Genomic DNA, 20,496 nt, shown 5'->3' on the forward strand with positions numbered 1-20,496 from the left:
GTTCTAAGGTTCTAAGTGGCTAAGGTTCTAAGGTAAAGCAGCAAAGGAAACCTCAGCAACTTAGTAACTCAGAACCTTAGCCCCTATTTTTTAACAATCAACAAAGGTATCGAAATTTTATGTCTCAATTTGTCTACCGTTGTTCCAAATAAAATATCTTTTAGTCCGGTGTGGCCGTGGGTTCCCATGACCAAAACATCAAAATTACCGGCATTGATAATCTTAGGAATCACGGTGTTGGGTTTTCCAAAACCGAGTTCGGTTTCGATTCGGAAGCCCTTCTGCGAAAGCATTTCTTTATATTCTAATAATAATTTTTCATCGATAGTAGTTTCGTGATCGTCTACATGACCTCCGTACATTAAAGCCCCTACAGTCTCTACAATATGGATTAAGGTATATTGTGCATCAATTCCGCCCAGTTCAAAAGCATTGTTTAGCGCCGCTTCATCGGCTTTGGAAAAATCTACCGATATGGCAATGTTTTTCTTACTGTACGTTTCTCTTGGGGCATATTGTAATTTTAAATGATGAGGGGAATGATTCTCGATATTTGATTTGGCCCTGGCGATAAAAGGTTTTGCAATTATGTATAACAACAAAGCTAAGAATCCAAAAGCAAGGGGAACCACGGTTAGCCAAAGAATAACAGGGTGACTGGAGCTTTCCAGCCAGGAAGTAATTTCGTCATACACTAACTTTGCATTCAGGGAAACAATGATAAGAGCAATAATCCAGGCTGCGATCTGGGTCATTCTTGAAATGTGGAAACCTTTCATTTTGGTTTTGTCGCTCACAAAATGAATCAGCGGAATAATCGCAAACCCCAACTGTAAACTCAAAATAACCTGGCTCAGAATCAATAATTTTCCGGTAACGCTTTCCCCATAAATCAAAATCACGATAACCGCAGGCACAATGGCAATTAAACGGGTGATGATTCTTCGCACCCACGGCTGTATGCGCAGATTCAGATACCCTTCCATTACAATTTGTCCGGCAAGAGTTCCTGTTACTGTTGAACTTTGTCCTGCAGCAATTAAGGCCACTGCAAATAAAATAGGAGCCCATTTTGTTCCCAGCAAAGGTTGTAAAAACTGGTGGGCATCCTGAATTTCAGCAACTTCAAACATTCCGTTTCTGTAAAATGTGGCCGCGGCCAGAATCAAAATAGCGGCATTGACGAAAAACGCAAGATTTAAAGCAATAGTGGAATCTATAAAATTGTACTTCAATGCTTGTTTGATTCCCGCGGGAGTGCGATCGAATTTGCGGGTCTGCACTAATGAGGAGTGTAAGTATAAATTGTGAGGCATTACAGTCGCACCAATAATCCCAATAGCGATGTACAAGGCTGCGGAATTTGGCATGGACGGAATAAGTCCGTAGAGCACTTTATCCAGTTCCGGTTCTGCAAAAATCATTTCAAAAATAAAGGAAAATCCAATAATAGCGACCAGAACAATTATAAAAGCTTCCATTTTACGGATACCTTTGTTAATCAGGAAGAGTAATAAAAAAGTATCCAAAACCGTAATCAAAACGCCTTCGATCAGCGGAATATCAAAAAGAAGATTGATTCCGATGGCCATTCCTAAAACCTCGGCCAGATCACAGGCCGCAATTGCAATTTCGGCCAGAAAGTATAAAATATAATTGATAAACTTCGAATACGTTTCCCTGGAAGCTTGCGCCAAATCCCTTTGTGTTACGATTCCCAGACGGGCACTTAAGCTTTGAAGCAATAAAGCCATCAAATTACTCATTAATAAAACCCAGAGTAAAGAGTAACCAAACTGGCTTCCTCCGGCAATGTCTGTGGCCCAGTTTCCGGGATCCATATAACCTACGCTTACTAAATAGGCCGGACCTAAAAAGGCTAATATTTTTCTGAATCCTGTTTTTTTGTGCTCTGTTGCAACCGATTGGTGAACTTCTTCTAAAGATTTGGTCATTGTAGAAATGTTGTTTGAACAAATATAACCATAAATTACATTCGCACAACAATATTTTTAGGCAAGTCTAAAACTTAAATGTTAGAATTTAAACAATTCGGGCACAATCCGGATAAGGTAAAATTGATATCGTTAACCTTATAATTATGCGGAATGATATAACTTGGCTTTACACTTTCCAGACACGTTATCTCATGACAATTTTCACAACTGAAATGGGCATGATTGTGTATTGTTACGGGATGCGAATGATGGCATTTTGCGTACTTAACCGTTCCGTCAAGATCTACAATTTTATGTACGATATCGTCATTTACTAAGCGATCTAATATTCTGTAAATCGTAACCCGATCGCACAAATCAGCAGTTACTTTATGTATTTCGGAATGCGAAAGCGCTGTTTTAGATTTGCTAAGAATCTCTGTAACGGCCGTCTTTGCTGTAGTATTTCTTGTGACTTTCATGTTAAATGAATTAAATTTTATTATCGCAACAAAGTTGCAATTCAATTTTTTATGTATATTTGCAACAAAATTGCATTAGGCAAATATACAAGATATGAAGAAAACAGCAACATCCCCTTATGATATTTTAGGAATTTCAAGTGCGACTATCTGTCTCGCACATTGTTTGGTTTTTCCATTGCTTGCCATTCTTCCTTTAGGCATAAGTCACAATCCTTTTATTGATTTGATCTTTGCCATTATTGGAGTATTTGCCATTCTCAAAAGTATTAAAAAATCAAATCTCTTAGTAATAACTATTCTTATCATTTCAATGTCATTGATCTGGATGAGTATTTTGAGTGAACTTTTGCTGGAAATTCATTTGAATCTGATAGGGGCAGGAGGTACAGGAATGATCATTGGACATTTTTTAAATTATAAATCACATAAAAAATAAAAAGTTATGACACAGCAGACAAATTATGAAGTTATTATTGTTGGCGGAAGTTACAGCGGTCTTTCAGCAGCAATGAGCCTGGGGCGTTCTTTACGAAACGTTTTGGTTATTGACAGCGGTTTGCCCTGTAACAGACAAACGCCACATTCCCATAATTTTATTACACAGGATGGTGAAGAACCTGCCGTTATTTCGGCCAAAGCCAAAATGCAGGTTAATTTTTATAAGACAGTTCAGTTTTACAACGGACTGGCAGTAAACGTGATTAAGACTGAAAACGGATTTACAATTGAAACAGCGTCCGGAAAAATCTTCACTTGTAAAAAACTATTGTTCGCAACAGGTGTCAAAGATCTGCTGCCGGAAATTTCAGGTTTCGCAGAATGTTGGGGAATTTCCGTTATACATTGTCCGTATTGTCATGGCTATGAAGTAAAAAGCGAGAAAACTGCTGTTGTTGCCAATGGCGATATGGGTTTTGAATATGTCAAAATGATTTCGAACTGGACAAAAGACCTGCGACTCATTACAAATGAAAAATCAACCTTAACGCCAGCACAAACAGATATTCTGAAGAAACATAAAATTGAAATTATCGAAGAAGAAATCGCAGCTGTAATGCATACAAACGGAAACATTGAGCAAATTATCTTTAAAAATCAATCAAAAATTAAAGTAAAAGCGCTGTATTTCAAAGCACCTTTTGAACAGCATTGCCCTTTACCGGAATCTTTAGGCTGCGAATTAACGGAACAGGGTTTATTGAAAGTCGACGGTTTTCAGAAAACGACAATTTCCGGAGTTTTTGCAAGTGGTGATTGCCATGTTCAGGCAAGATCAGTTGCGATGGCCGTTTCTTCAGGGTCTTTTGCGGGTGCTTCTATCAATAAAGAGCTTATTGATGAGGTTTTTACTATTTGAACCTGTCCCTTTAGTTAACCCTTGTTGAATAGCCCCTAGCTTCAGCTAGGGGAAAAATTAGGTCTGAATTGGAAAAGGGCTTTAGCCAAATCCGCAAAATTTGGCAAAACCCTTTTTGTTTTCGATTATATTTTCATTCAGCTGAAGCTGGACGTTATTCAACCTTAGAAAAAATAGGAATATAACATATTGATTTAAATAGAATTAAAATTTCCAGTCTTGTAATCATTATTTATCAAATTTAATTTTTAGTTTTGTCTAAATTTAATTTTAAAACAATGAAAAAACTATTTTTGATCTTGCTATTATTTGGTTTGCAATATTCGTTTGCACAGGAAACGGCTGTTATTTCAGGATATATCTCAGGTGAAGGCCAGAAATTACCGTTGTCAAACATTCATTTAGCAGGAACAAAACATAAAACGGTTACAGATAGTTTAGGATATTACAAATTAGAAAATATTGCTGCCGGAAGTTATACCATCCAGATTTCTCAAATGGGTTTTCAGACCCTGAAAAAGAAGATAGAGGTGCTGAAGGATTCGATTCATTCCTACGATTTTGAATTGACGGATAACGGAAATCAGCTGAACGAAGTGGTCGTTTCCGGAACGCTGAAAGCCGTAAAACGATTAGAAAGCGCTGTTCCGGTTGAGGTTTATTCACCGGTCTTCTTTAAGAAAAACCCAACGCCAAGTATTTATGAAGCGCTGCAAAACATCAATGGTGTCCGGCCTCAGCTCAATTGCGGTGTTTGTAATACAGGTGATATTCACATTAACGGACTCGAAGGCCCTTATACGTTGGTTTTAATTGATGGAATGCCGATTGTGAGCAGTCTTTCAACGGTGTATGGATTGTCCGGAATTCCAAATTCTCTGGTGGAACGCATCGAAATTGTAAAAGGTCCTGCTTCTTCATTATATGGAAGTGAAGCAGTGGGCGGCCTGATTAATATCATTACCAAAAATCCAACGAATGCGCCACTGTTTTCTGCCGATGTTTTTTCGACAAGCTACCTGGAAACAAATGTGGATTTGGGAATGAAATTCAATCCATCGAAAAAAGCGACTACACTCTTGGGAATCAATTACTTCAATTACAATGAGGTTGTAGATAAAGATAAAGATGGTTTTACAGATGTAACGCTGTCGGAAAGGATTTCGGTTTTTAATAAATGGAGTTTTTTACGCGGGAATAACCGTTTGTTTACAATCGCAGCACGCGGAATGTATGAAGACCGCTGGGGTGGGGACGTGCGTTGGGAGAAAAAATACCGCAGCGGGGATCAAATTTACGGCGAAAGTATTTATACCAAAAGAGGAGAACTGATCGGAAGTTATCAATTGCCTTTTGAAGAAAAACTGATGCTCTCGTTTTCCGGAAACGTGCATTATCAGGACAGTCGTTACGGAACAACATCCTATATTGCCAATCAAAAGATAGGTTTCCTGCAACTGACTTGGGATAAAAAGACAGGCCAAAATGATTTCCTTGCGGGAATGGCTACCCGATATTCGTATTACGACGATAATACCGCCGCCACAAAAGCAGCCGAAAATACCTGGTTACCGGGAATTTTTGTTCAGGATGAAATTACATTGTCTCCCAAAAGTCAGGTGCTCCTTGGAATGCGTTATGATTACAATTCGATTCATGGTTCAATTTTTACACCACGAGTGGCATACCGCTGGAAAAAGAGTGATAATACCATTTTCCGCTTAAATGCAGGAACAGGATTTCGTGTAGTAAATTTATTCACCGAAGATCACGCAGCACTTACCGGTTCGAGAGATGTGGTGCTTAAAAGTGATCTAAAACCGGAACAATCGGTGAATGTGAATCTGAATTATATTCAGAAAATAAACTTTACCAACGGAACGTTTATTGGAATTGAAACTACGGCTTTTTATACGCGATTCAGTAACAAGATTATATCGGACTATATTACGGATCCGAATAAAATCATTTACGACAATATCAATGGCTACGCGTTAAGTCAGGGAATCAGCACGAATATAGATCTTAATTTTCCGTCAGGATTGAAGTTTATACTCGGGGCGACCGTTCTGGACAACAAAAATGTGGAAAACGGAGTTTCCCAAACACCTTTTTTAACAGAGAAATTCACAGGGACCTGGAGCGTATCCTACAAAATAGATTCGATGAACTTATTGTTGGATTATACCGGAAATGTCTACAGCTCGATGAAGCTGCCTTTATTGAGCGATTTAGATCCCAGAAGTCCGAAGTCGCCCTGGTACAGTATTCAGAATATTCAGTTTACCTATTTTGGATGGAAGAATTTTGAACTTTACGGGGGAATCAAGAACTTGTTGAACTTCACACCCAAACAAAACAATCCGTTTCTGATCTCGAGAACCAATGACCCTTTTGATAAAAACGTGCAGACTTCCGATGGTACGGCTATTGGTATCAGAGGTAACGTAGTTCCAAAGGGCCAAATCGTCGATACTCCGGATAATCCGTATGGGTTAACTTTTGACACGACTTATGTTTACGGACAAAATCAGACCATTCGCGGTTTTTTTGGATTGCGGTATACTTTGAGATAAAGGTGTAGTGCCACTATCGGATGCACGGATTAAACAGGTTTTATTGATTGTGTTTAATTTTGTGATAAATATTTGTCAGGCTGAGCGGAGTCGAAACCCATGTTCCAATTTACAAGCCTTCGACTTCGCTCAGGGTGACAATCGGGTTTATATTATTTGAAGCAGCCACTCCCGATAGCTATCAGGATGCACGTATTAAACGGATTTTATTGATTGTGTTTAATTTTTTGTGATAAAGATTTGTCAGGCTGAGCGGAGTCGAAGCCCCATGTTCCAATTTACAAGCCTTCGACTTCGCTCAGGGTGACAATCGGGTTTATATTATTTTAAGCAGCCACTCCCGATAGCTATCGGGAGTGGCGAAAACAACCAACCAACCAAATGAAAAAACTAACCTTAATGATCTTCTTTTTAGCAATTTCCGTAACCGGATTCTGCCAGCTCAAAGCGCGATCTTTTGAGGAAGTAGATAGTTTGCAACACATTCAAAAGAAAAAAACAATCGTTTTCATCCATACCGATTGGTGTCAGTTTTGCCAGAGAATGAAAAACACCACCTTTAAAAACCAGGAAATTATTGAGAAACTCAATCTCGATTTTTATTTTTTGGATTTGAATGCTGAGGAAAAACGAGTTATTACTTTTAATAATCAGACTTTTAAATACCAGCCATCGGGCAATAACGTTGGCGTTCATGAATTGGCTTTGCAATTGGGAACGTTGAACAATCAAATTGTCTATCCGGTTTTATGTGTTTTGAATGAGAAAAACGAGATCATTTTGCAGTATAATAATTATCTGGGGCCTAAAGATTTTAACCTTCTTTTAGAAAAATTGAAAGAATAAAATTTGTTATTTTTGAAAATGCAATCTTCACAAATCAAACATTTCAATTATATTTTTACCGGCACAGGTTTATCCGCATTGATGACGGTTTATAAAATGGCGGTGTCCGGTAAATTTTCTGACAAAACTATTTTATTATTAGATGAAGATGCGAAAAAGACAAACGACAGAACCTGGTGTTTTTGGGATCAGGAAGAATCACTTTGGAATTCGATAATCTCCAAAAAATGGGACTCGGCTTTATTTGTCAATGAAGATTTTAAACGCGATTTAATTTTGAAGCCTTATCGGTACAATCAAATTCGTGGACTGGACTTTTATAATTTTATTTTTGAAACGATTTCAAAACAATCCAATATCACTTTCCTTAATGAAAAAGTAACCGATATCAACGAACTCGAAACCCATGTTTTTGTGGGAACGGAAGCGAACCGTTATACTTGTGATTCTTTATTCAACAGCATTTATACCAAAGGTTTTGCATTAAATCAAACCAAATATCCAGTCTTGAAGCAGCACTTTGTCGGCTGGTTTGTAAAAAGTAAATCCGAAATCTTTCATCCGGAACAAGCTACTTTTATGGATTTTTCAGTAGAACAAAGAGGAAATACACGCTTTATGTATGTTTTGCCCATTTCTAAAACAGAAGCTTTGGTAGAATATACGCTGTTTTCTGAAAACCTTCTTCCCGTAGCAGAATACGAAAATGAGATTCAGATCTATTTGAGAAACCTCGGAGCTGATCAATATGAAATTACCGAAAAGGAGCAGGGCAGCATTCCCATGACCTGTTACCCTTTCTGGAAGAAAAACACCAAACGCGTTTTAAATATTGGAACAGCGGGTGGCTGGACCAAGGCGAGTACGGGTTATACGTTTAAAAATTCCGATAAAAAATCATCAGCTTTAGTAGAATTCCTGCAAAATAATCTTTCCCCAAAAATGGCATCTTTTCATCAAAAAAGCAGGTTTTGGTTTTATGATTTGTTGCTTTTAGATATTCTGTATCGTTATAATGAATTGGGAAGTGCTATTTTTTCTTCTTTATTCAAAAAAGGCAACCCGGCTTTGATTTTTAAATTTTTGGACGAAGAAACGAATGTATTGGAGGACGTTCAGGTGATTTTAAAATGTCCTAAAATCCCTTTTATTAAGGCATTGTTTCGGGTATTATTCAAATAAAAAATCTATTTCGCGCAGATTTATAGGATTAAGCGAATTGTAATTTATTAGAATCTTAGTCAAAAAACGGCTTAATCTGCCAAATTTGCGTGCCAAATTTGTGACAATTCTATTATCAATGATACTATAACAAAACTTTATACTTCAAATTAAGTAGTTGCGAGTAAACTTTGTAACTTTGCAGTTCAAAAGTAAAATTTAAAAATAAAGAAATATGTATCCAGAAGAAATGGTAAAACCAATGCAAGCTGAATTGACTGCTGCAGGTTTTCAAGATTTACATAGTGCTGACGCTGTAGATAACGCTATCAAAGCTGAAGGTACCACTTTGGTTGTTGTAAACTCTGTTTGTGGTTGTGCTGCAAGAAATGCACGTCCGGGAGCAAAAATGAGTTTAGAAGGAGCTAAGAAACCAGACCACTTAATTACAGTTTTTGCTGGAGTTGACAAAGAAGCGGTTGATGCTGCAAGACAACATATGTTCCCTTTTCCTCCATCATCGCCATCTATGGCTTTATTCAAAAACGGAGAATTGGTTCACATGTTAGAGCGTCACCACATCGAAGGCCGCCCTGCTGAATTGATTGCTGAGAACTTGCAGGATGCTTTTAATGAGTATTGCTAATTAAAGGTTCAAAGAGACAAAGGTACAGAGGTACAAAGATTTTAAAAAAAGCACTGTTAATTTAGTGCTTTTTTGTTTTTACTAAATCCGTTTGAAACCTTAGAATCTTAGCAACTCAGAATCTTAGAACCTTTGTTTTGCAACAAGGTTCTGAGGTTTTAGGTTCAAAGAGGCAAAGGTACAGAGGTACAGAGGTACAAAGATTTTAAAAAGCGCTATTAATTTAGTGCTTTTTTGTTTTTAATACTATCGTACTTAAAACCTTTGGACCTTTGTTACTCTGTCCCTTTGTAACTAAGAAAACCTTTGCAGCTTTGAACCTTTTTCATACCTTTGCACCTCAAAAAATATTTTCTTAACTTAAATTAGTTTATAGCATGCAACTGTATAACACTTTAAGCGCAGAAGAAAGAGCCATCATGATCGATGATGCCGGTAAACAACGACTAACGTTGTCTTTCTATGCGTATGCCAAAATTCAAGATCCCAAAAAATTTCGCGATGATTTATTTGTAGCCTGGAATGCACTCGATGCTTTAGGCCGAATTTACGTGGCTAAAGAGGGAATAAATGCCCAAATGAGTATTCCTGAAGAAAATCTGGAGGCCTTTAGGGAAACTCTTGAAGTGTATGATTTCATGAAAGGCATACGACTGAATGAAGCGGTAGAACATGATGACCATTCGTTTTTAAAACTGACCATTAAAGTCCGTGATAAAATCGTTGCGGATGGTTTAAACGATGAAAATTTTGATGTTACCAACATAGGTGTCCACCTGAAAGCGAGGGAATTCAACCAAATACTTGACGATCCAAACACCATTGTTGTTGATTTTAGAAACCACTACGAAAGTGAAGTGGGACACTTTAAAAACGCGATTACTCCGGATGTTGAAACGTTCAGGGAGAGTTTGCCGATCATCAACGAACAGCTTCAAAACCATAAAGAAGACAAAAACCTGGTGATGTACTGCACGGGCGGAATTCGTTGTGAAAAAGCCAGCGCATATTTCAAACATCAGGGCTTTAAGAATGTTTATCAGTTAGAAGGCGGAATCATCAATTACGCCAAACAGCTAAAAGAAGAAGGCCTGGAAAGCAAATTTATCGGAAAAAACTTTGTATTTGATAATCGTCTTGGCGAAAGAATTACCGAAGATATCATATCGCAATGCCATCAATGCGGAAAACCTTGTGACAACCACACCAATTGTGAAAACGACGGATGTCATTTGTTGTTTATTCAATGTGATGAATGTAAAGCAACAATGGAAAACTGCTGCTCTACAGAATGTCTGGATATTATTCACCTGCCTTTGGTCGATCAGGTTCGTTTAAGAACCGGAAAACAAGTGGGGAATAAGGTCTTTAGAAAAGGAAAATCTGAAAATCTAAAATTTAAACATTCGGGAGAATTAGCGGATACAGTTTTGGCTGCAGCCGAACCTGGCGAAGTTAAACCAGCTGATATCCGTCAGAAAATAAAAGTAAAGAAAGCCTTGCTTGGAAAAGCGGAGCATTATTATGTAAAAGCTAAAGTAGGGCAATTTACAGTTGAAAACCAGACCCTGCAAATTGGCGATAAAATCTTAATTTCCGGGCCGACAACAGGTGAGCAGGAGTTGATTTTAGATAAAATGATCGTGAATGGGGCTGAAACCACAACAGCAAATATTGGTGACAAAGTAACTTTTGAAGTTCCTTTCCGTATTCGTTTGTCAGATAAATTGTATAAAATTGTAAATTAGCAGAAATTTTGCTAATTTATTTATGTCACAGTCCTTTACCAAATTATGGATTCATGCAATTTGGGCAACGAAACATCGTCAGGAATTAATTGATTTTTCAATTGAGAAGAGGATGTATGATTTTATCTGGCAAGAGTTAACCGAACTCGGATGTCCAGTTAGAATCATAAATGGAATGCCAGATCATGTGCATGTTTTGTTTTTACAAAATCCACAAAAAACTATCTCAGACATTGTGAAGCAAATAAAAGGAAGTTCTTCTCATTTTATAAATAGAGAAGACCTTATCCTTGAAAAATTTGCTTGGCAAACTGGCTATGCAGCTTTTTCCGTTAGCGAGTCTCAGTTGGATGCTGTTTACTATTATATTAAAAATCAAAAACAACATCATCTAAAGAAAAACGGTCAAGATGAATTGATGATTTTGTAAAATTGCATGGTTTGGGAGATAAATGATTGCTCATCGATACGTTTCCCGTGGTTGAAACCACGGGCTATATTTCAAACATTGCTGGAAAATAGCATTGCCTGCGGTTTCAACCGCAGGACGACAAATATTTCATTAGGATTGTAGGTTTGGTAAACTGGATTATTAAAAATGTCAATTGACACGTTTCCCGTGGTTGAAACCACGGGCTATATTTCAAACATTGCTTAAGAAAAACATTGCCTACGGTTTCAACCGCAGAACTACAAGTATCTCGATTAGGATTATAGGTTTGGTAACTGGATTATTAAAATTGCCAATTGACGTGTTTCCCGTGGTTTAAATCACGGGCTATATTTCAAATATGCTAGAGAAAAACATTGCCTGTGGTTTCAACCGCAGGACGACAAGTATCTCCATTAGGATTATAGATTTGGTAACTGGATTATTAAAAATGTCAATTGACGTGTTTCCCGTGGTTGAAACCACGGGCTATATTTCAAACATTGCTGGAGAATAACATTGCCTGCGGTTTCAACTGCAGGACGACAAGTGTCTCCATTAGGATTATAGGTTTGGTAACGGGATTATTAAAAATTTCAATTGACACGTTTCCCGTGGTGAATCCACGGGCTATATTTCAAACATTGCTGGAGAATAGCATTGCCTGCGGTTTCAACTGCAGGACGAAAAGTATCTCCATTAGGATTATAGATTTGGTAACTGGATTATTAAAAATACCAATTGACAAGTTCCCGTGAGTTTGAATTGGCCGCAAAGGGCATGTCCGGTAAAGATTATTACGGTTAAGGAAACTTAGCAATAAAAAAAGAAACCCTATTTTGTATCATTACAAAACAGGGTTTTTCTTTTTCCTAAAACTTGTTTGATTATTAAATACCAAATTTGGCATCAATGTTATGCTTTTCGGCATAAGCTTTTGCAACATTCATCAATTTTGTAAACTTAGCTTCGATATCGTTTTGGGTGGATGCATCAAAAGCTGCTATTGCTTTTTGTATTTGTTCAGGTGAGGCCTTTTCGTCTTTCATTTTGGCAATTGGCAAGTAACCTTCTTTTTCTTTAGCAATCGCATAAGTGAATAGATTCTTCGATGCCTGAAGAAGCTCTTTATTGTCCTCATTTTCCTCTATTTCTTTAATTTTGTTCAATTGAGTTTCTAAATTGGTGATATCAAATTTAAAGTAATCATAATAAGAAGAAGCAACCATATTTTTTTTGGTCTCATCATATATCTGAGGTTCAGAATCCAGCTTAAAATTGATGTCCTTACTGCCAAAGCGCGATAATAAATTAGAATTTAAAGCTGCTATATCAAAAGTTTTTTGTGGCGAATGGGTTGTACAGGAAATAGAAACTATACTTGTGGCTATTACTATTAAAAACAGAGTAATGGTATTTAAGATTTTTTTCATTTTTAAGTTTGTTTGTTATTTATCCTTTTAAGATTTTACTTTTCTCAGCATCAAATTCTTCCGCGGTCAAAATTCCGGCATCTAATAATTCTTTAAGATCCAGTAAGGCTTTTTTCTTTGCCTCCATTGAATTTGAAGTATCGGCTTTCGGTGCGTCCGTTTGTGAAGTTGTATGTATTGGATTCACAACTGTTCCTGAAGGCGCAAATTTCAGAATCAGCTCTGTAATCTCATTAAAACCTTTTACATTCGAATAATCAATTGCTTTTTGCTCTTTTACGTTTACAATGGAAGCATCGGCGTTATTGTCGAGTAAATATTTTACAACATCTTTTTTTCCGTTTGCAGCGCTGTAATGCAGGGGTGTATTTCCGGATTCGTCTTGTATGTTGATATTGGCACCAGATTCGATAAGCAGTTTCACCATGCTTAAATTACCTTTTTTAGTAGCCACATGCAAAAGGCTTTCGCCACCATAAGTATAACTGCTATTCAGTGTAAAACTGGATTCGTTAGAAATGCTGGAGGCACTTAACACCCAGTCCAGATAATCATTCATAGATGAGGTATCGCCGGCCATCGGCTTACTGTAATTTACATCAACGCCGTTTTCTAGAAACAAAGCCACAATTTCCTTTTGATTATTCGCGCAGGCGTACCAAATTGGAGAATAGCCATTGTTGTTGGATGTAAACACAGCTGCACCTCTTTCAACCAAAAGTTTGGCCAGCATTCTATTGGTTTCGTAGCAGGCAATCAAAAGAGCATTTTCGCCAGCGTGATTTGCATGGTTGATGTCGGCACCATTATCCAACAGCAGGGTCACCATTGGGATCGATTTTGTGTAGCAGGCGTAAAGCAAAGGTGTGTTTCCTTGTTTATCGGTTACATTAATATCCGCTCCTTTATCTAAAAGCAATTGAATAACTTCCCGGTTTAATTTCGCTGAAGCCAATAATAGCGCACTTTCTCCATTGTTATTCAAAAGATTAACATCAATACCTGCTTCAAGCAACTTTGTTGCAATTTCAATTTGGGCAGTTTGAACAACCAAATGTAAAAGACTGTTTCCGTATTTATCATTTTTGGTAACTTCTGCACCATTTTCCAATAAGTACAATGCGGTTTGTTTTTGTTTTTGCAGACAGGCAAAGTACAAAGGGGTTTCTCCCTGATGATCTTCGTAGTTAATATCGGCACCATCTTCAGTTAATATCTTTACAATGTCCAGATATCCTCTGTGGGCGGCATAATGCAGTGCGGTTCTCCCTTTTTCATCCGTATATTTTACATCGACTTCTTTATTTTGAAGTAGTAGTTCGGCTATTTTTCGGTTGCCGTTTTCGCAGGCAATTATAAATGACATTGACATAGAATCTTGATTTTATATAAGTTTAGGCTTTTATTAAAAGTTCAACAGTCTTAATTTTTAAATTATCTGTAGAAGCGAGTGTAAGAGCATTTTCGTCTTTATCATTGGTGATATCTTTATCTGCCCCATTTTCCAGAAGTAATTTTACCTTTCTGTAGATTTCTTTTGCGGCTTCGGCATCGTAATTTACATTGTAAGCGCAGACTTTATGCAAAATGGTATTTCCCTGATTGTCCTGTTCGTTAACGTCAATAGATCCGCTGTCCAATACCGATTTTAGAATACCTGATTTTTTCTCCGCAATATAATCCAGGCCAGATTTTGGATTTCCGTAATATTGCGCACAGTGATTTAAGTCGGCACCATCTGACAATAATCTCTGAAGTGCATTCAGATCCTGTTCTGAATCCGACATCATTCGGATAAATTCGGTCAGCAAGGTTCTTCCGTCTTTATTGACAGTATTGAAATTGGCTGATGAAGATGCTGCCAAAAGTTCATACATCGGAATAGAAAACTGTTCGCCAACCGCATAATAAAAGGAACTATTTTGCTGATTATCTGTTTCATTAGGCTCAGCTCCATTTTCTAACAGCAATGGAATATATTCCTTTTTGTTTCTTTTAACGGCATACATCAATGGTGTAGTGCCTACTACATTTTTTTCATTAATGTCAACACCATTTTCCAGCAGTATTTTGATATATTCCTGTCCTTTCCCGGCATTTATGGAATAGTTGTTTACGATTTTATGAATGAAATTCTCTTGTGCGTTGTTTTTATATTGAGCATTACAGCCAAAATCTTCTATTAAGCTTTTAATTACTTCCGGAACGGCTTCTTTTTCGATACAATATCCCAGTAAAGTCTGATCGCTGATTTCGTCGTTACTATTGTCAACTTTCGACATTATTTCTTTGAAAAAGGAAATAGATTCTGCATCATCTTTTATATTTCGCGCAAGAGAGCTGAATATTGATTTGTCAAAGCTGTCCAGTTCGTAAATATCAGTCTCGATAAAACCAGCTTTTATCAGTCTGTCAATGAAATCAATTTCTTTGGCTTCAATAATTTTGGCTGTGATTTGAGAAAAATTATTTTGAAGATATTGTCCGTTAAAGTTTTCGCCGTTATTTAGGGATTCTCTGGCCTCGTCAAATTTTCCCTGGAAAAGGAAATTTTCAATCTGGTTTTGTGTTTGCATTTGAAATGTATTTAAAAATGATGATAAATTTTGATAATAGTTTGCTTTGTAATTATTGACTTCACAAACGATGCTGTAAGACAAAACATAAAATTCGTAAATATATTTCAGGATAAAAATTAAAAATGACAGTTTAAGTCTTAAAAGCAACAGAATAGGTTTTTTTAAATTAGGATTGGATGTGTTTCCCGATTAAAATAGAAAGGAGATAAACATTTATAATTTTAGTTAATTTAAATTTTATCACACAAGAAGTTGACTTGGTTTGAGATAAACATTTGTGGTTTTTTGTAAGTAAGAATGAATAAATCAAAGAAAAATCCTTCATTTAACATTTAACACCCCTTTAGTTTTAATCGATAAAAAGCAAACTAAAAAAAATACTATCTTTACCGATCAAACGTTTATGAACTTAAGTCGCTTTTTTGCGACACTACATATAGAATTATGGCATGTACAAGTTGTTCAACCTCAGATGGTGGTGCACCAAAAGGTTGTAAAAATAATGGGACTTGCGGCACCGATAGCTGCAATAAACTGACGGTTTTTGATTGGCTTGCCAACATGAGCCCGTCTAATGGAGAGGCAATTTTTGATTGTGTTGAGGTACGTTTCAAGAACGGAAGAAAAGAATTTTTCAGAAATTCAGAGAAATTAACGTTAAGTATCGGTGATATTGTAGCAACTGTTGCCTCACCGGGACATGATATTGGAATTGTTACTCTGACAGGCGAATTGGTCAAAATTCAAATGAAGAAAAAAGGCGTGAATCACGAAAGTAATGAAGTGCCGAAAATCTATAGAAAAGCTTCCCAAAAAGATATTGATATCTGGTCTGTGGCCCGTGAACGTGAAGAACCTATGAAAGTTCGTGCCCGTGAACTGGCCATTCAGCACAAACTGGAAATGAAAATTTCTGATATCGAATTTCAGGGAGACGGATCAAAAGCAACTTTTTACTACACCGCAAACGACAGAGTCGATTTCAGGCTTTTGATTAAAGATTTTGCAAAAGAATTCAGTACAAGAGTCGAGATGAAGCAAGTTGGTTTCCGTCAGGAAGCGGCACGTCTGGGCGGAATTGGTTCATGCGGAAGAGAACTTTGCTGTTCGACCTGGCTAACCGATTTCAGAAGTGTTAATACATCGGCGGCACGTTACCAGCAGCTTTCACTGAACCCTCAGAAATTAGCCGGACAATGCGGAAAATTAAAGTGTTGCCTGAATTATGAGCTTGATACGTACATGGATGCCCTGAAAGATTTTCCGGATTACGATACGAAATTAGTAACCGAAAAAGGGGATGCCATCTGTCAGAAACAGGATATTTTCAAAGGTTTGATGTGGTTTGCGTACACCAATAATTTTGCAAACTGGCATGTTTTGAAAATTGATCAGGTCAAAGAAATTATGGCTGAAAACAAGCAGAAAAACAAAGTGTCTTCCCTGGAAGATTTTGCTATTGAAGTAACTTCAGAACCTGAAAAAGACTTTAATAACGCAATGGGTCAGGAAAGTCTAACCCGTTTTGATCAGCCAAAAAGAAAGAAAAAACCAAACCGCAAACGCAAACCAAATGCTGAGGCTGCGATTGTGGCAACTCCAAACAAACCACAGGCAACTCCAAATCAAAACAAGCCTGCCGGAGGAAATTCAAATAAAGGAAATAATCCAAACAAAGGAAACAAGCCGAATAATAACAAGCCAAATCAATCGAATAAAGCTAATAATTCGAATGACAATAAACCGGCAGAACCTAGAAAACCTATAATTATTACTAAAAATGAGAATAAAAAATAGCGGGATTCTTATTTTGGCAGCAATACTTCTTTTTTCGTGTGATAAAAAAAGAGTATTTGATGAGTACAAATCTGTTGGCAGTGCCTGGCACAAAGACAGTGTTGTTACTTTCGACCTGCCAGTGTTAGATTCTACCAAAAAGTACAATTTGTTTGTAAATTTGAGAGACAATAACAATTATCCATTCAATAATTTGTTTTTGATTGTAGCTATTGAGACACCAAGCGGATTTACGAAAGTGGATACCTTAGAATACCAGATGGCAAACCCGGACGGGACGTTGTTAGGAAACGGTTTTACAGACATTAAAGAAAGTAAACTGTATTACAAAGAAGATGTAAAGTTTAGAGGAAAATATAAAGTACACATCAAACAGGCCGTTAGGGAATCAGGTAAAATTCCGGGTGTACAGGCTTTGGAAGGTATTACAGACGTAGGTTTTAGAATAGAACAAAAAGATTAGACGAATATATTTATGGCTACTAAAAAAAACAATCAAACCAATAGTACGAAAGACATTAACTACTATAAAAATAAATTCTGGAGAATTTTTGCTTATACGTTATTAGGCATTTTAGCTTTCTTTTTATTTGCTTCATGGGGATTATTCGGCTCCATGCCTTCTTTTGAAGACTTAGAGAATCCGGATTCTAATTTAGCTACCGAAATTATTTCTTCTGACGGAGTGGTGATCGGTAAATATTTCAAGACCAACAGATCGCAGCTTAAATATTCAGATCTGCCAAAAAGTTTGGTCGAAGCTTTGGTTGCCACCGAAGATGCCCGTTTTTACGAGCATTCAGGAATTGACGGACGCGGAACGCTAAGAGCTGTTTTTACCTTAGGAACAAATGGTGGAGCGAGTACCTTAACTCAGCAATTAGCGAAACAATTGTTTCATGGTGAGGGGTCTAAATTCCTTCCTTTCAGGATTGTACAAAAAATAAAAGAATGGATTATTGCCATTCGTCTGGAAAGACAATATACAAAGAATGAAATTTTGGCGATGTACTGCAACGTCTATGATTTCGGAAATTATTCGGTTGGAGTAAGCTCTGCCGCACAAACCTACTTTTCGAAAGACCCTAAAGATCTGACCATGGATGAATCGGCTATTTTGGTCGGAATGTTCAAAAATTCAGGATTATACAATCCGGTTAGAAATCCGGAAGGGGTAAAGAACCGTCGTAATGTGGTGCTTTCTCAGATGGAAAAAGCAAAAATGATTTCTTCAGCTGAAAAATTAAGATTACAGGCTTTACCAATTGCCTTAAAATTTAAACTGGAGAGCCATCGTGAAGGAACAGCTACCTATTTCAGGGAGTACCTTCGTGATTACATGAAAAAATGGGTTGCTGAAAATAAAAAACCCGACGGTTCTGATTACGATATCTACAAAGATGGTCTGAAAATCTACACGACTATCGATTCAAGAATGCAGCAATATGCAGAGGAAGCCGTTTCAGCACACATGAAAAACCTGCAGCAGCAGTTTTTTATTGAGATGAAGAACAATAAAAATGCTCCTTTCGTCAATATTACCAAAGCAGAAACAGATCGTATTATGATGCAGGCCATGAAGAATTCTACGCGTTGGGCCATCATGAAGGAAATGGATAAAAGTGAGGATGATATTATAAATTCATTCAAGGTAAAAACGAAAATGCGCATATTTACGTGGAAAGGCGAACGCGATACTACGATGACACCACTGGATTCTATTCGTTATTACAAACACTTTTTACAATCGGGTTTAATGGCGATGGAGCCTCAAACCGGAAATATAAAAGCGTGGGTTGGGGGAATCAATTATAAATATTTCCAGTACGATCACGTTGGGCAGGGAGCAAGACAGGTAGGTTCTACTTTTAAACCGTTTGTGTATGCCACTGCAATCGAACAATTGAATATGTCTCCTTGTGATTCTATACTTGACGGACCGTTTATGATTCATAAAGGACGTCACCACGTAACAGAAGACTGGGAACCAAGAAACTCAGACAACAGATACCGTGGAATGGTTACTTTAAAACAAGGTCTGGCGAATTCTATCAATACGGTTTCTGCAAAATTAATTGACAGAACCGGTCCTGAGGCAGTAGTTGAACTAACTAAGAAATTAGGGGTAAAAACAGAAATCCCGGTACAGCCTTCAATTGCATTAGGTGCTGTTGATATTACGGTTGAAGATATGGTTGCTGCTTACAGCACATTTGCAAACCAGGGAGTGTACGTAAAACCACAATTTTTAAGCCGTATCGAAAACAAAAGCGGAGAGGTTATTTATGAGCCGATTCCGGAATCGCATGACGTACTGAATAAGGATATCGCTTTTGCTGTAATCAAATTACTTCAGGGTGTAACAGAAACTGGTTCAGGTGCACGTTTACGTACGCAGGGTGGTGGAAGCGGTGATAATCGCTGGACAGGATATCCGTACATGTTTACAAACCCGATTGCGGGTAAAACAGGAACAACACAAAATCAGTCAGACGGTTGGTTTATGGGAATGGTTCCAAATCTTGTAACGGGTGTTTGGGTAGGTTGTGAAGACCGTTCTGCACGTTTCAAAAGTTTAACTTACGGACAGGGAGCAACAGCTGCATTGCCGGTTTGGGCTTATTTTATGAAACTGTGTTATGCCGATCCGGCACTTCAGGTTTCAAAAGCTGAATTTGAGCGTCCGGCCAATCTTTCTATAAAAGTAGATTGTTACACAAGACCTGCCGTTGTAAAAGATACGACACAAACAGAACAAAATACAGACGAATTCGAACTCTAGTTTAATTTCGTTTCTCCAATAAAAATCCTTTTGCACCTTCTGAATCCGGAAGAGCAAAAGGATTTTTTTTGTGATGTATGATCAGATGTTCTGTAAATTGCTTTAACAAAATCCATACTAAATCTCCAGGGAAAAGAATAGTCACGCAAAGGCGCAAAATCGCCAAGCAATCTAACTTTGCGACTTTGCGTCTTTGCGTGAAACAAAAATAATGAAATCACGCTAAATTTAAATGTAAAAGATTAGGTCACGCAAAGTCGCAAAGAAATTAGCTTTGCGTCTTTGCGCCTTTGCGTGAAACAAAAGATCAGCGATTGCTTTAATGAAATCACGCTAAATTTAAATGTAAAAGATTAGTTCACGCAAAGTCGCAAAGTCGCCAAGAAATTAGCTTTACGCCTTCGCGCCTTTGTGTGAAACAAAAAATCTGCAATTGCTTTAACAAAATCCACACTAAATCTCCAGGGAAAAGGATAGTCACGCAAAGTCGCAAAGTCGCCAAGAGATTAGCTTTGCGTCTTCGCGTCTTTGCGTGAAACAAAATATCTGCAATTGCTTTAACAAAATCACTCTAAATCTAAATGTAAAAGATTAGGTCACACAAAGTCGCCAAGTCGCCAAGAAATCAAACTTTGGGCCTTTGCGTGAACCAAAAATCTGCCAAATCTGCCAAATCTGCGAGAGTTTTTCCTTTTACATAAATTAACGTTTCATGAGTT

Annotated in this window: 16 protein-coding genes; 11 read left to right on the top strand and 5 right to left on the bottom strand. The window is 37.4% G+C overall.

The features are described 5' to 3' along the window. Positions 1-83: 83 nt before the first annotated feature. Together LPB89_RS03565 and LPB89_RS03570 are read right to left on the bottom strand one after the other, a co-directional pair. Complete coding sequence (locus LPB89_RS03565) at positions 84-1,955, bottom strand: Nramp family divalent metal transporter (protein ID WP_230700290.1); 1,872 nt, start codon at positions 1,953-1,955, stop codon at positions 84-86. A 74-nt stretch (positions 1,956-2,029) separates the two neighbouring features. Continuing rightward, a complete protein-coding gene (locus LPB89_RS03570; protein ID WP_230700291.1) occupies positions 2,030-2,419 on the bottom strand; it encodes a Fur family transcriptional regulator in 390 nt (129 codons plus the stop codon). A 94-nt stretch (positions 2,420-2,513) separates the two neighbouring features. On the opposite strand from LPB89_RS03570, the gene LPB89_RS03575 reads away from it, so the two are divergent. The 8 genes from LPB89_RS03575 to tnpA all read left to right on the top strand — a co-directional run bounded on the left by LPB89_RS03575 (position 2,514) and on the right by tnpA (position 11,186). After that, the gene (locus LPB89_RS03575) at positions 2,514-2,858 is read left to right on the top strand and encodes a MerC domain-containing protein (protein ID WP_230700292.1); all 345 of its coding nucleotides are present in this window, start codon (positions 2,514-2,516) and stop codon (positions 2,856-2,858) included. Between the two features lie 6 nt (positions 2,859-2,864). Further along, positions 2,865-3,779: an NAD(P)/FAD-dependent oxidoreductase gene (locus LPB89_RS03580; protein ID WP_230700293.1), complete on the top strand. Its 915-nt coding sequence runs from the start codon at positions 2,865-2,867 to the stop codon at positions 3,777-3,779. A gap of 278 nt (positions 3,780-4,057) precedes the next feature. Next, on the top strand, positions 4,058-6,355 hold the full coding sequence (locus LPB89_RS03585; RefSeq protein ID WP_230700294.1) for a TonB-dependent receptor: 2,298 nt from the start codon (positions 4,058-4,060) through the stop codon (positions 6,353-6,355). A 381-nt stretch (positions 6,356-6,736) separates the two neighbouring features. Continuing rightward, complete coding sequence (locus tag LPB89_RS03590) at positions 6,737-7,201, top strand: thioredoxin fold domain-containing protein (RefSeq protein WP_230700295.1); 465 nt, start codon at positions 6,737-6,739, stop codon at positions 7,199-7,201. Between the two features lie 18 nt (positions 7,202-7,219). Beyond that, positions 7,220-8,383 carry a lycopene cyclase family protein gene (locus LPB89_RS03595; RefSeq protein ID WP_230700296.1) on the top strand — a complete coding sequence of 388 codons (1,164 nt, stop codon included), beginning with the start codon at positions 7,220-7,222 and terminating at the stop codon, positions 8,381-8,383. A 214-nt stretch (positions 8,384-8,597) separates the two neighbouring features. Next, a complete protein-coding gene (locus LPB89_RS03600; protein WP_029271207.1) occupies positions 8,598-9,008 on the top strand; it encodes a BrxA/BrxB family bacilliredoxin in 411 nt (136 codons plus the stop codon). Between the two features lie 377 nt (positions 9,009-9,385). Beyond that, positions 9,386-10,756, top strand: a complete 1,371-nt coding sequence (locus tag LPB89_RS03605; RefSeq protein WP_230700297.1) for a rhodanese-related sulfurtransferase — start codon at positions 9,386-9,388, stop codon at positions 10,754-10,756. A gap of 22 nt (positions 10,757-10,778) precedes the next feature. Continuing rightward, positions 10,779-11,186 (top strand): IS200/IS605 family transposase, encoded by a 408-nt coding sequence (tnpA, locus tag LPB89_RS03610; RefSeq protein WP_230700298.1) that lies wholly within the window; start codon positions 10,779-10,781, stop codon positions 11,184-11,186. An 890-nt stretch (positions 11,187-12,076) separates the two neighbouring features. On the opposite strand, the gene LPB89_RS03615 is transcribed toward tnpA, so the two are convergent. From LPB89_RS03615 to LPB89_RS03625, 3 genes are read right to left on the bottom strand one after another with little or no spacing between them, the layout of a single operon-like run. Next, positions 12,077-12,619 carry a hypothetical protein gene (locus LPB89_RS03615; protein WP_230700299.1) on the bottom strand — a complete coding sequence of 181 codons (543 nt, stop codon included), beginning with the start codon at positions 12,617-12,619 and terminating at the stop codon, positions 12,077-12,079. Positions 12,620-12,638: 19 nt separating this feature from the next. After that, on the bottom strand, positions 12,639-13,985 hold the full coding sequence (locus LPB89_RS03620) for an ankyrin repeat domain-containing protein (RefSeq protein ID WP_230700300.1): 1,347 nt from the start codon (positions 13,983-13,985) through the stop codon (positions 12,639-12,641). A 28-nt stretch (positions 13,986-14,013) separates the two neighbouring features. Beyond that, entirely contained in the window at positions 14,014-15,195 is a 1,182-nt protein-coding gene (locus tag LPB89_RS03625) for an ankyrin repeat domain-containing protein (protein WP_230700301.1), read from the bottom strand. 447 nt (positions 15,196-15,642) lie between these two features. On the opposite strand from LPB89_RS03625, the gene LPB89_RS03630 reads away from it, so the two are divergent. From LPB89_RS03630 to LPB89_RS03640, 3 genes are read left to right on the top strand one after another with little or no spacing between them, the layout of a single operon-like run. Beyond that, positions 15,643-16,995 (top strand): regulatory iron-sulfur-containing complex subunit RicT, encoded by a 1,353-nt coding sequence (locus LPB89_RS03630; protein WP_230700302.1) that lies wholly within the window; start codon positions 15,643-15,645, stop codon positions 16,993-16,995. Further along, a complete protein-coding gene (locus tag LPB89_RS03635; RefSeq protein ID WP_127338885.1) occupies positions 16,979-17,458 on the top strand; it encodes a gliding motility lipoprotein GldH in 480 nt (159 codons plus the stop codon). The genes LPB89_RS03630 and LPB89_RS03635 overlap by 17 nt, the downstream gene beginning before the upstream one ends. Positions 17,459-17,470: 12 nt before the next feature. After that, positions 17,471-19,777, top strand: coding sequence for a penicillin-binding protein 1A (locus tag LPB89_RS03640; protein ID WP_230700303.1), 2,307 nt, complete (start codon positions 17,471-17,473; stop codon positions 19,775-19,777). Positions 19,778-20,496: the final 719 nt, after the last annotated feature.

The sequence above is a fragment of the Flavobacterium sp. ENC genome (assembly GCF_020991415.1).
In the GTDB taxonomy this organism is placed as follows: Bacteria; Bacteroidota; Bacteroidia; order Flavobacteriales; family Flavobacteriaceae; genus Flavobacterium.

Bases quoted from the DNA above. Each gene is read 5' to 3' on its own strand.
- LPB89_RS03565 (WP_230700290.1), bottom strand. From the start codon at position 1,955: ATGACCAAATCTTTAGAAGAAGTTCACCAATCGGTTGCAACAGAGCAC.
- LPB89_RS03570 (WP_230700291.1), bottom strand. From the start codon at position 2,419: ATGAAAGTCACAAGAAATACTACAGCAAAGACGGCCGTTACAGAGATT.
- LPB89_RS03575 (WP_230700292.1), top strand. From the start codon at position 2,514: ATGAAGAAAACAGCAACATCCCCTTATGATATTTTAGGAATTTCAAGT.
- LPB89_RS03580 (WP_230700293.1), top strand. From the start codon at position 2,865: ATGACACAGCAGACAAATTATGAAGTTATTATTGTTGGCGGAAGTTAC.
- LPB89_RS03585 (WP_230700294.1), top strand. From the start codon at position 4,058: ATGAAAAAACTATTTTTGATCTTGCTATTATTTGGTTTGCAATATTCG.
- LPB89_RS03590 (WP_230700295.1), top strand. From the start codon at position 6,737: ATGAAAAAACTAACCTTAATGATCTTCTTTTTAGCAATTTCCGTAACC.
- LPB89_RS03595 (WP_230700296.1), top strand. From the start codon at position 7,220: ATGCAATCTTCACAAATCAAACATTTCAATTATATTTTTACCGGCACA.
- LPB89_RS03600 (WP_029271207.1), top strand. From the start codon at position 8,598: ATGTATCCAGAAGAAATGGTAAAACCAATGCAAGCTGAATTGACTGCT.
- LPB89_RS03605 (WP_230700297.1), top strand. From the start codon at position 9,386: ATGCAACTGTATAACACTTTAAGCGCAGAAGAAAGAGCCATCATGATC.
- tnpA (WP_230700298.1), top strand. From the start codon at position 10,779: ATGTCACAGTCCTTTACCAAATTATGGATTCATGCAATTTGGGCAACG.
- LPB89_RS03615 (WP_230700299.1), bottom strand. From the start codon at position 12,619: ATGAAAAAAATCTTAAATACCATTACTCTGTTTTTAATAGTAATAGCC.
- LPB89_RS03620 (WP_230700300.1), bottom strand. From the start codon at position 13,985: ATGTCATTTATAATTGCCTGCGAAAACGGCAACCGAAAAATAGCCGAA.
- LPB89_RS03625 (WP_230700301.1), bottom strand. From the start codon at position 15,195: ATGCAAACACAAAACCAGATTGAAAATTTCCTTTTCCAGGGAAAATTT.
- LPB89_RS03630 (WP_230700302.1), top strand. From the start codon at position 15,643: ATGGCATGTACAAGTTGTTCAACCTCAGATGGTGGTGCACCAAAAGGT.
- LPB89_RS03635 (WP_127338885.1), top strand. From the start codon at position 16,979: ATGAGAATAAAAAATAGCGGGATTCTTATTTTGGCAGCAATACTTCTT.
- LPB89_RS03640 (WP_230700303.1), top strand. From the start codon at position 17,471: ATGGCTACTAAAAAAAACAATCAAACCAATAGTACGAAAGACATTAAC.